The organism is Litorisediminicola beolgyonensis (assembly GCF_042679605.1).
In the GTDB taxonomy this organism is placed as follows: Bacteria; Pseudomonadota; Alphaproteobacteria; order Rhodobacterales; family Rhodobacteraceae; genus Litorisediminicola; species Litorisediminicola beolgyonensis.
In genome coordinates this window covers 132,357-142,908 of record NZ_JBHTMU010000007.1, presented here as the reverse complement: position 1 = coordinate 142,908, position 10,552 = coordinate 132,357, and the positions used below count along the sequence as shown (strand labels likewise).

Genomic DNA, 10,552 nt, shown 5'->3' with positions numbered 1-10,552 from the left:
CCGGCGCTGGCGCGGGGCGAGCTGGCGCCGCCGCCGCTCCGGAACGATTGCTTCGCGCTGCCGCCGGGGGTGAGCTGGACGCCGGTCGACGCGGCGCTGGAGCGACTGCAGGAGCGGTTGGCGCCGGTCGTGTCGTTCGAGGAGCTGCCGCTCTTCCGCGCGGCGGGACGGGTGCTGGCGCGGGACGTCATGGCGCTGCGTCCGAACCCGCCCGAGGCCAACAGTGCGGTCGACGGCTACGGCTTCGCGGCGGATCTCGGGGGTGCGTCGGGCGAGGTGACCTTGCCCCTGCTCGCGGGCCGGGCGGCGGCGGGCGCGCCGTTCCGGCATGTCGTGCCGGAAGGATATGCGCTGCGTGTGCTGACCGGCGCGGCGCTGCCCGAGGGCGTCGATACGGTGGTTCTGGACGAGGACACGGCCAGCGACGGCGCGACGGTGGCGTTTCGGGGGCCGGTGAAGCCCCGGTCGAACACCCGGCGCGCGGGCGAGGATGTCGCGCGCGGTGCCTCGATCCTGACCGCGGGGCGTCGCCTGACGCCGGCCGACCTGGCGCTTGCCGCGGCGACCGGGCACGGGACGCTGCCGGTCTTTCGCCAGCTCAGGGTCGGGGTCCTGTCGACGGGGGACGAGTTGACCGAGCCGGGGGCGGCGGTGGCGCCGGGGCAGATCGCCGATGCGAACCGGCCGATGCTGCTGTCGATCCTGCATCGCTGGGGCTACGAGGCTGTCGATCTGGGACGCGCGCCGGACGACCGGAACGCGCTCGCGGCGCTCTTCGACCGCGCGGCGGATCGGGTCGACGCGCTTCTGACCTCGGGCGGGGCGTCCGCGGGCGACGAAGACCATGTCTCGGCCCTCTTGACGCAGGCCGGAAGCCAGGCGACCTGGCGGATCGCGCTCAAGCCGGGGCGGCCCCTGGCGCTCGGGGTATGGTCGGGGATGCCGGTCTTCGGCCTGCCGGGCAACCCGGTCGCGGCCTTCACCTGCGCGCTGGTCTTCGCGCGGCCCGCGCTCGCCCTTCTGGGCGGAGCGGGCTGGACGGCGCCCGACGGCATGACCGTCCCGGCGGGGTTCGAGAAGCGCAAGAAGGCCGGACGGCGCGAGTTCCTGCGCGCGCGGCTCCGCGAGGGCCGGGCGGAGGTGTTCCATTCCGAAGGCTCGGGCCGGGTGTCGGGCCTGAGCTGGGCGGAAGGGTTCGTCGAACTGGACGAAGAGGCGCGCGAGATCCAGCCCGGCGATCCGGTGCGCTACATCCCGTTTTCGGCTTTCGATCTCTGAGACGTCAGTTGAACGTCCCGGCGACGCGGCCGATCAGCATGAAGGCGCGGCTGGTGCGGGTGCCCGCGAATTCGGAGATCTCGGCATCGGTCGCGGTCTCGGCGAAGCGGGCGAAGCCACGGTCGTAGAGCCGCAGGAAATGATGCGCCGCGTCGCGGAAGATCGGGTCCTGCTTCATGCGCCCGGCGGTGAGCGCAAGGCTCGAGCGGTCGCGGATGCCGCCCAGGGCCGCGATGGCGCGGCCCCGCTCGCCCTGGGCGAAGCGGCGCCAGATCTCGGGGCGGGCCAGGTCGGGCGAGAGGTCGTCCATGTAGATGCCGTCCTGGCTCAGAAGCGTCAGCACGTCCTGCGCGGCCTGGACGAATTGCGCGGCGGGACGGTCCTTGAGGGCCTTCCGGAGCGCCGCGAACCCGGCCTGGTCCTCGGCGGTCTCGGGGAAGTTCAGCGCGCGGATCAGATCGGCATTGGACAGGGGCGGGCGCAGCGCCTCGGCCGGGGTGCCGAGGGCGAGGCTCGCCTGTTCGCCCGCGGGACCGGAGGGCGCGGCGCCGGGCGCGGCCTGCGCGGCGATCTGCTCTTTCGCGCGGGTCGAGGAGAACATCGCGAAGGCGGTCTCGGTCTTCTTCTGGCTGGCGGCGATGGCGTCGAGCTTCTTGGAGATGCCCTCGGGCGCGTTGTTCTGGTTGGACTTGGCCTGCGCCACATAGGCCTGGCGGAGCGCGTCGACCGCAGCCTGGAGGCGGGTGCTTTCATGGCGCATGATCCGCGTCGCGCGGGTCGCGGCAACGGCGACCCAGATCATCGCCACAGGAAGGAACAGCACCATCGCGGCCAGGAGAAAGCGCAGCCCATCCGCGCCCTCGGCCCCGCCCAGGACGAAATAGAGCCCCGCCACAAAGAGCCAGAGCGCGGACAGCGCCGCGGCGCTGATCTCGAGCCCGGTCACGCCCTCGCCCCCTCCCGCCGGGTAGGTTCCGAGCGGGGTGGAGTGTGTATCCTTGCTGTCAGCCATGACGGCGCTGTCGCCCCTCTCAGACGTAGTCGATCTTCAGGATCTCGTAAGAGCGCTCCCCGCCGGGGGTGCGGACCTCGACCGAGTCGCCTTCATCCTTGCCGATGAGGGCGCGGGCGATGGGGGAGCGGACGTTCAGGAGGCCCTTTTCGATATTGGCCTCGTGCTCGCCGACGATCTGCCAGGTCTTCTCTTCGTCCGTATCCTCGTCGACCACCGTCACGGTGGCACCGAACTTGATCGTGCCGGAGAGGGTCTTGGGGTCGATCACCTCGGCCATGCCCAGAACGCCTTCGAGCTCCTTGATCCGGCCCTCGATGAAGCTCTGCTTCTCGCGGGCGGAGTGATACTCGGCATTCTCCGACAGATCGCCATGCTCGCGCGCTTCGGCGATGGCCCGGATGATCGCAGGCCGCTCCTCGGATTTGAGGTGCTTCAATTCCGCTTCGAGCGCGGTGGCCCCCGCGCGGGTCATCGGTATCTTGTCCATGGGTCTTCCCGACAGTCATGTCCGGGGCGGGCAATTCCCCGGCGGTTCACATTTCCTGACCCGCGTCCTAATCATGGGGTCTCGGGTTGTTCAACCCTGCCGAGCGACGCGACATTTTGCAAGCAGTGCCGTGCCGATGGGCGCAGAGCTGCGCGACGCCGCGACAGAGACACCGGGACGCGGTGTCACAATTGAACCTGTGCTTGCGTCTTGATACTCCACGTCGAGTTTGAATCCGGGCGCAGGTGCCGTGGCGGCAAGGGAAGGACATGCAATGAGCGATATGACCCGCGAGTCGATGGAATATGACGTCGTCATCGTCGGTGCCGGCCCTGCAGGGCTTTCGGCGGCGATCCGTCTGAAGCAGCTCGATCCCGAGCGCTCGGTCGTCGTGCTCGAGAAGGGCTCCGAGGTCGGCGCGCATATCCTGTCGGGCGCGGTGCTCGATCCCTGCGGGCTCGATGCGCTGATTCCCGACTGGAAGGCCAAGGGCGCGCCGCTGACGGTGCCGGTCAAGCATGACAACTTCTACATGCTGGGCGAAGAGGGGCAGATCCGGGTTCCGAACTGGCCGATGCCGCCGCTGATGAATAACCACGGCAATTTCATCGTCTCGATGGGCAATGTCTGCCGCTGGATGGCCGAGCAGGCCGAGGAGCTGGGCGTCGAAATCTTCCCCGGCATGGCCTGCTCCGAGCTGGTCTATTCCGAGGACGGCGCGGTCAAGGGCGTGGTCGCGGGCGAGTTCGGCAAGACCGCCGACGGCACTCCGGGCGACGGCTACGAGCCGGGGATGGAACTGCACGGCAAGTATGTCTTCCTCTCCGAGGGCGTCCGCGGGTCGCTGTCGAAAGAGGTGATCGAGAAGTTCGACCTCTCGAACGGCAAGGAGCCGCAGAAATTCGGCCTCGGCATGAAGGAGATCTGGGAGATCGACCCGGCCAAGCATCGCGAGGGCACCGTGACCCACACGATGGGCTGGCCCTTGGGCAAGAACGCGGGCGGCGGGTCGTTCACCTACCACCTCGACAACAACCAGGTCTATGTCGGCTTCGTGGTGCATCTGAACTACGAGAACCCGTATCTCTACCCCTACATGGAGTTCCAGCGCTTCAAGCATCACCCGATGGTGGCGGAGCTCCTGAAGGGCGGGAAGCGCGTGGCCTATGGCGCGCGGGCGATCTCGGAGGGCGGCTACCAGTCGATGCCGAAGATGGTCGCGCCGGGCGTGGCGCTTCTGGGCTGCTCGGTCGGCATGGTCAACGTGCCGCGCATCAAGGGCAACCACAACGCGATGCTCTCGGGCAAGGCGGCGGCCGAAGCCGCGCATGCGGCGCTCGAGGCGGGCCGCTCGGCGGATGAGCTGAGCGCCTACGAGAGCGAGGTGCGCGAGGGCGCGATCGGCAAGGACCTCAAGAAGGTGCGGAACGTGAAGCCGCTCTGGTCGAAGATGGGCCTGACCGCGAGCCTCGCGCTCGGCGGATTCGACATGTGGACCAACAGCCTCTTCGGTGTCTCGCTCTTCGGCACGGTCGGCCATGGCAAGACCGATGCGGCGGCGACCGGCAAGGCGTCGAAATTTGCTCCCATCGACTATCCCAAGCCCGACGGAAAGCTGAGCTTCGACCGGCTGACCAACGTCTCCTTCGCGATGACCAACCACGAGGAAAGCCAGCCCGCGCATCTCAAGCTCAAGGATGCCAGCGTGCCGGTCGCGGTCGACTGGAAGGAGTATGCCGGTCCGAGCACGCGCTACTGCCCGGCGGGCGTCTACGAGTTCGTCGAGGAAGAGGGCAAGGACCCGCGCTTCGTGATCAACTTCCAGAACTGCGTGCACTGCAAGACCTGCGACATCAAGGACCCGGCCCAGAACATCGTCTGGACCACGCCGCAGGGGGGCGACGGGCCGAACTACCCGAACATGTGAGCGGTCACTCCCCGACCAGGTCCCGGGCGGCGTCGAGATAGCTGCCCGAGACCGGCAGGACCCGGCCATCGGACATCTCGAGCTCGTATTTCCGCCCGTCGCGGCGGAGCGTCTGGGCATGCGCGGTCGCGGCCCAATGCGACCGGTGGACCTGCGCGCCCGGCGTGTCGTCCAAGAGGTCGAGCGCGTCGGCCATGCGCATCAGGATCAGGTGCGCCCCGGCGGTGGTCGTGATCTCGGCGTAATGGTCCTGCATCGACACCGACATGATCTCGGCATCGCGCAGCTCGTGCGGGAGCCGCTGCGCCAGGCGTGACGCCTGCGGGGCGCTCTCTTCGATCACCGGCTCGGGCGCCTCGACCGTCGCCGCGGGCGCCATCTCGATCACGCCCTCTGCGGGCGCCGGCATGCGCGGCACGCGATCATGCGGGATGAACAAGGGTGGCTCCGCGCGGCCCTTGGGACGTCCGACCACCTGCGGCCAGAGAATGAACTCGATCGACGCCAAGAGTATCGAGAAGATCATCGCCTCGGACCAGAGCGCCGGGAAATAGACCTCGTCGGCGATCTCGGGGGCCATGACATTGTAGATGAAGCCGATCACGCCTGCGGCGGGGATCGATCCAAGCGCCACGCTCATGCCGAACCGGGTGGGCGGCGTGATGTGGCTGACGGCCGGGGCCTTGTAGATCCCGTGCAAGGCGAGATGCGTGAAGAAGGCCACGACAATGATGTCGACGGTCCAGAAGATCACGCGGTCCCACGGGTCGAGAGTCGCATAGGTTCCGAACGGACCCATGAGAACCGCGAATCCGAGAAGCGCGATGTAAATGACGAACTTCCGAAACCAGTCGATGTATATGTCGATTTCACGCATCGTGAATTTGCAATCCGGCGCAAGTTGCGAAGTTTTCAGAGGTTTTGCGCAGGTCAGCTTTACCGCATGGGCAGCGGCGAGTCATTAAGGTTCTCGTAGAGTAAAGAGTACGGAACACGGTTCGTTCCATCTCAGCGGTGAAGCTAAGTTGAGAAAATTCGTTTTCGATAGCGAGTAATTTATCTTCTGGGGGGTGGCGTTCGCGCCGCCCCTCATTGCTTGTGGGGCCTGCCCCCGTTACCATCTCGCGTCACCCTATCGCTCAGCCCATTAGAAGGCGCCAAAGGAGGCACGTTTATGGCAACACCGCGGTTTTTTCGAAGCCTGATCCAGCTTGGAGTGGTTTGCGCGGGCCTCGGCCTCGCCGTGCCCGCCTCTGCGCAAGGGGTGTCGGGCGATTACCTGGCCGCCCGCCAGGCGAGCGTCGTCGGCGATTTCAAGGCCGCGGCGCGTTACTACGACCTCGCGCTGATGCACGATCCCGAGCGGGGCGAGCTTCTGGAGCGCGCGGCCCTCGCGCATCTGTCCCTGGGCGACGTGGGTCGCGCCGGGATCCTCGGACAGCGCTACCTGGACAGCGGCGAGCGCAGCCAGATCGCCCAGCTTGCCGTGATCGCCGATCACCTGGCCAAGGAAGAATATGCCGCCGCGCGCGAGCTGATCGACACCCAGAGGGGCACCGGTCCCACGTCGGACGGGCTGATCCGCGCCTGGGCGCTCTTGGGCGAGGGCGACATGTCCGCCGCGCTCGTGGCGTTCGACGATGTCGCGAGCCAGGAAGGGATGCGGCGCTTCGCGCTCTATCAGAAGGCGCTCGCGCTGGCCTCGGTCGGCGATTACGAGGGCACCGAGGCGCTTTTCCAGCAGGAGGCCAGCGATGGGCTGCAGTTCAGCCGCCGCTCCGTGGTGATCCGCGCGACGATCCTCAGCCAGCTCGAGCGCAACGAGGACGCGCTGTCGCTGATCGACCGGACCTTCGGCGCCAATCTCGACCCCGGCCTGCGCAAGCTCCGCGCCCAACTGGAAGCAGGCGAGACGGTGCCCTTTACCCAGGTTCAGGGCGCCCGCGACGGTCTGGCCGAGCTCTTCTTCTCGCTGGCGCGTGTCTATGTCTCGGAGACCAGCGACGGGTTCACGCTGCTGCATTCGCGCATGGCCGAGGCGCTGAACCCCGATCACGTCGATGCGATCCTCTTCAGCGCCGAGCTTCTCGAGCAGATGGGGCAGCACGATCTGGCGGTGACGACCTATCGCAAGGTCCCGCGCGAGGATGACGCCTACCACGCCGCCGAACTGGGCCGGGCCGAGGCCCTGCGCGCCTCGGGTCGGGTGGATGCCGCGGTCGAGGTGCTCCAGAGCCTTGCCGAGACCCATGGCGACGTGCCGGTGGTGCAGTCGAGCCTCGGCGACCTGATGCGCCAGCTCGAGCGCTACGATGACGCCATCGCCGCCTACAGCCGCGCCATCGACCTTTTTGCCGAGACCGACGAGACCCAGTGGTTCCTGTTCTATGCCCGCGGCGTGGCGCAGGAGCGGTCTGGCAACGATGTCGAGGCCGAGGCGGATTTCCGGCGCGCGCTGGAGCTGAACCCCGATCAGCCGCAGGTGCTGAACTATCTCGGCTATTCGCTGGTCGAGCAGCAGCGCAAGCTCGACGAGGCGCTCGAGATGATCGAGCGCGCGGTCGCGCTGTCGCCGCGCTCGGGCTACATCGTCGACAGCCTCGGCTGGGTGCTCTACCGGCTTGGTCGTTACGAAGAGGCGGTCGGGCATATGGAGACCGCGGCCGAGCTGATGCCGGTCGATCCGGTGGTGAACGACCACCTGGGCGATGTCTACTGGGCCGTGGGCCGCGAGCTCGAGGCCGAGTTCATGTGGCGCCGGGCGCTGTCCTTCGCCGATAGCGGTACCTCGGCCGAGGACGCGGATCTGCCGCGCATTCGCCGCAAGCTCGAGGTCGGTCTCGACCAGGTCCTCGCCGAAGAAGGCGCGCCGCCGCTGGACGTGGCCTCGGATAAATGATCCGAGGCGTCGCGCCCGCCAAGATCAATCTCGCGCTGCACGTGACCGGGCAGCGCGAGGACGGCTATCACCTGCTCGATTCGCTCGTGGTCTTTGCCGATGTCGGCGACGTCATCGCGGTGCGGCCCGGGGCGCTTCTGGCGCTCGACGTGGCCGGGCCGATGAGCAAGGGCGTGCCGCGCGGCGAAAGCAACCTCATCATCCGCGCGGCCCGTGCGCTCGATCCCGAGAAGGGGGCCGAGATCACGCTGCACAAGCGTCTCCCGGTCGAGGCCGGGCTGGGCGGCGGGTCGTCCGATGCCGCCTGCGCGCTGCGGCTCCTGTCGGAGCTCTGGGAGGTGCCGATCCCCGACGCGGTCGACCGGATCGGCGCCGATGTTCCGGTGTGCCTTGCGCAGGGCGCGCAGCGGGTGAGGGGGATCGGGGAAGTGCTCGAGGCGCAGACCGGTCTGCCCGAACTGCCGGCGGTGCTGATCAATCCAGGTGTCGCGGTGCCCACGCCCGACGTGTTCGCGGGGCTCGAGCGACGCGACAATCCGGGTCTGGAAGAGCCGCTGCCGCTTCTGGCGGATCGGGACACGCTGATCGACTGGCTATCGCGCCAGCGCAACGATCTCGAAGCGCCTGCGCTCCGCATCGCGCCGGTGATCACGGACGCGCTGGAGGCGCTGTCGGGCGCGCGGCTGGCGCGGATGTCGGGATCGGGGGCCACCTGTTTCGGGCTGTACGACACGCCGGACGCGGCCGAGATCGCCGCGCTCAATATCGCGCGCGACAATCCAGGATGGTGGGTGCGGGCAGTGCTGCTCAATCCCGAGCACCACTCGGTCTCGATCTAGCTGACGCGCGCGACCACGTAATCGGCGAGGTCGATCAGCATCTGCCGCAGATCGCTTTCGGGAAGATGGGCCAGCGCGGTCTTGGCCTTTTCCGACCAGCCGAGCGCGTCCTCGCGCGTCGCTTCGAGCGCGCCGTGGCGGTTCAGGAGCGACAGCGCGGTGTCGAGATCGCCGTCTTCCTGCTTGCCCTTCTCGATGGTGCGCGACCAGAAGGCCCGCGCGTCCGCGTCCGCGGCGGCCACCGCCTTGATCACCGGCAGGGTCAGCTTGCGCTCGCGGAAATCGTCGCCGACATTCTTGCCGGTCGCATTGCTATCACCCTGATAATCAAGAAGATCGTCGACGATCTGGAAGGCGATGCCGAGCGCGTCGCCATAGTCGAAGAGCGCGCGGATCTCGTCTTCGGGCCGGCCGGCGATCACGCCGCCCACTTCGGTCGCGGCCGAGAAGAGCGCGGCGGTCTTGCCGCGCACGACCTTGAGATAGATCGACTCGTCGGTCCGCAGATCCTGCGCGGCGGACAATTGCAGCACCTCGCCCTCGGCGATGGTGGCCGAGGCGTTGGCGAGGATGTCGAGCACCCGCACCGACCCGGTCTCGACCATCAACTGGAAGGCGCGGGCAAAGAGGTAGTCTCCGACCAGCACGCTCGACTTGTTGTCCCAGAGGAGGTTCGCGGTCGGGCGACCGCGCCGCTGGCGGCTCTCGTCGACCACGTCGTCATGGAGTAGCGTCGCCGTGTGGATGAACTCGACCGTGGCCGCGAGATGGATGTGGTAGGGGCCCTCGTAGCCGCACATCCGCGCCGCCGCGAGGGTCAGCATCGGGCGCAGCCGCTTGCCGCCGGCCTCGACCAGATGCGCGGTGACCTCCGGGATGCGGGGCGCGTGTTCCGAGGCCATGCGGTCGCGGATCAGGACATTGACCGCCTCCATCTCCGAGGCGAGGGCCGCGACCAGCCGGTCATGCGGCTTGGCGGACGGTTGATCGAGGCTCATGAGGGGCACACCTCCGGTCAGGGTCGACAGGGACAGGGGCGCGGACTAGACCGGAGAGATGGAAGAACTCTTGCGCACCAACGACATCACCCTGATCCCGCTCGCCCGCACCCTGCTTGCCGAGGAGGGTATAGAGACCTTCGAACTGGACGTAAATATGAGCGTCCTAGAAGGCTCGATCGGCATTCTTCCGAGGCGGCTGATGGTGCGCACGGGCGATCTCGCACGGGCGCGGACGGTCTTGTGGGAAAACGGGGTGGCGTTTGACAGATGAGCGGTTCGCGCCCGAGGACCTGAGCCACGACCGGTTCCTGGGCGGACGTCTGACGCTGGCGCAGCCGCGCCGGGGCTACCGGGCCGGGATCGACCCGGTGCTGCTGGCCGCATCGGTGCCTGCCCGACCGGACGAGCGGGTGCTGGAACTGGGCTCCGGGGTCGGGACGGCGCTTTTCTGTCTGGCGGCGCGGGTCTCCGGGCTGTCGCTGACCGGGGTGGAGCGGGCGCCTGCCTATGCGGCCCTGGCGCGCGACAATGCCGCAGCGAACGGCATCGCGGCGCGGATCGTGACCGCCGACCTGGCGGCGCTCCCGGCGGAGCTCCGGCAGGAAAGCTTCGACCATGTGCTGGCCAATCCGCCCTATTTCGATCCCGCCGCGAGCAGCGCTGCCAGCGATCCGGGCCGCGAGGCTGGGCGCTCCGAGGAGACGCCCCTTGCGCTCTGGATCGAGGTCGCCGCCCGCCGCCTGCGCCCCGGAGGACGGCTGACGCTTATTCACAGGGCCGAGCGCCTGCCGCAGATCCTCGCTGCGCTGTCGGACCGGCTGGGCGCGATCTGCGTGCAGCCGCTCGCACCGCGGGAGGGGCGCGAGGCGCGGCTTGTGCTTGTCCGGGCGGCAAAAGGCGGTCGCGCGCCGTTTCGGCTGCTCGATCCTATCCGTTTGCACAAGGGACGGGCACATCTGCGGGACGAGGATGACTATGCTCCTGAAATCGCTCGGGTCTTGCGCGACGGAGAGGCGCTCTCGTTCGGCTAGGAGCGGTGGATAAACACAATCCGGAGCAAAACTCCGCCAACCTCTCGCATCTGCAGCGTGACTAGAATCGAATTC

Annotated in this window: 10 protein-coding genes; 6 read left to right on the top strand and 4 right to left on the bottom strand. The window is 68.0% G+C overall.

Annotated elements, in window-relative coordinates:
• Positions 1-6 precede the first annotated feature (6 nt).
• Positions 7-1,278, top strand: coding sequence for a molybdopterin-binding protein (locus tag ACFQ4E_RS06195; RefSeq protein ID WP_386802071.1), 1,272 nt, complete (start codon positions 7-9; stop codon positions 1,276-1,278).
• A 4-nt stretch (positions 1,279-1,282) separates the two neighbouring features.
• Here ACFQ4E_RS06195 and ACFQ4E_RS06190 read toward each other — a convergent pair whose 3' ends face one another.
• Together ACFQ4E_RS06190 and greA are read right to left on the bottom strand one after the other, a co-directional pair.
• The gene (locus ACFQ4E_RS06190) at positions 1,283-2,290 is read right to left on the bottom strand and encodes a hypothetical protein (RefSeq protein WP_386802064.1); all 1,008 of its coding nucleotides are present in this window, start codon (positions 2,288-2,290) and stop codon (positions 1,283-1,285) included.
• Between the two features lie 19 nt (positions 2,291-2,309).
• Positions 2,310-2,780 (bottom strand): transcription elongation factor GreA, encoded by a 471-nt coding sequence (gene greA, locus ACFQ4E_RS06185; protein WP_386802063.1) that lies wholly within the window; start codon positions 2,778-2,780, stop codon positions 2,310-2,312.
• A gap of 274 nt (positions 2,781-3,054) precedes the next feature.
• On the opposite strand from greA, the gene ACFQ4E_RS06180 reads away from it, so the two are divergent.
• The gene (locus tag ACFQ4E_RS06180) at positions 3,055-4,707 is read left to right on the top strand and encodes an electron transfer flavoprotein-ubiquinone oxidoreductase (protein ID WP_386802062.1); all 1,653 of its coding nucleotides are present in this window, start codon (positions 3,055-3,057) and stop codon (positions 4,705-4,707) included.
• A 4-nt stretch (positions 4,708-4,711) separates the two neighbouring features.
• Here ACFQ4E_RS06180 and ACFQ4E_RS06175 read toward each other — a convergent pair whose 3' ends face one another.
• Complete coding sequence (locus ACFQ4E_RS06175) at positions 4,712-5,584, bottom strand: LytTR family DNA-binding domain-containing protein (RefSeq protein WP_386802061.1); 873 nt, start codon at positions 5,582-5,584, stop codon at positions 4,712-4,714.
• 297 nt (positions 5,585-5,881) lie between these two features.
• Here ACFQ4E_RS06175 and ACFQ4E_RS06170 point away from each other — a divergent pair, with 297 nt between their 5' ends.
• Both ACFQ4E_RS06170 and ACFQ4E_RS06165 read left to right on the top strand, forming a co-directional pair.
• Entirely contained in the window at positions 5,882-7,606 is a 1,725-nt protein-coding gene (locus ACFQ4E_RS06170; protein ID WP_386802060.1) for a tetratricopeptide repeat protein, read from the top strand.
• Entirely contained in the window at positions 7,603-8,445 is an 843-nt protein-coding gene (locus tag ACFQ4E_RS06165) for a 4-(cytidine 5'-diphospho)-2-C-methyl-D-erythritol kinase (RefSeq protein WP_386802059.1), read from the top strand. Before ACFQ4E_RS06170 ends, ACFQ4E_RS06165 begins: the two co-directional genes overlap by 4 nt.
• Here ACFQ4E_RS06165 and ACFQ4E_RS06160 read toward each other — a convergent pair.
• Complete coding sequence (locus ACFQ4E_RS06160) at positions 8,442-9,443, bottom strand: polyprenyl synthetase family protein (protein WP_386802058.1); 1,002 nt, start codon at positions 9,441-9,443, stop codon at positions 8,442-8,444. The genes ACFQ4E_RS06165 and ACFQ4E_RS06160 overlap by 4 nt on opposite strands.
• Positions 9,444-9,501: 58 nt before the next feature.
• On the opposite strand from ACFQ4E_RS06160, the gene ACFQ4E_RS06155 reads away from it, so the two are divergent.
• Together ACFQ4E_RS06155 and ACFQ4E_RS06150 are read left to right on the top strand one after the other, a co-directional pair.
• A complete protein-coding gene (locus ACFQ4E_RS06155) occupies positions 9,502-9,717 on the top strand; it encodes a putative signal transducing protein (RefSeq protein WP_386802057.1) in 216 nt (71 codons plus the stop codon).
• On the top strand, positions 9,707-10,477 hold the full coding sequence (locus tag ACFQ4E_RS06150; RefSeq protein ID WP_386802056.1) for a tRNA1(Val) (adenine(37)-N6)-methyltransferase: 771 nt from the start codon (positions 9,707-9,709) through the stop codon (positions 10,475-10,477). Before ACFQ4E_RS06155 ends, ACFQ4E_RS06150 begins: the two co-directional genes overlap by 11 nt.
• The last annotated feature ends 75 nt before the right edge of the window (positions 10,478-10,552 follow it).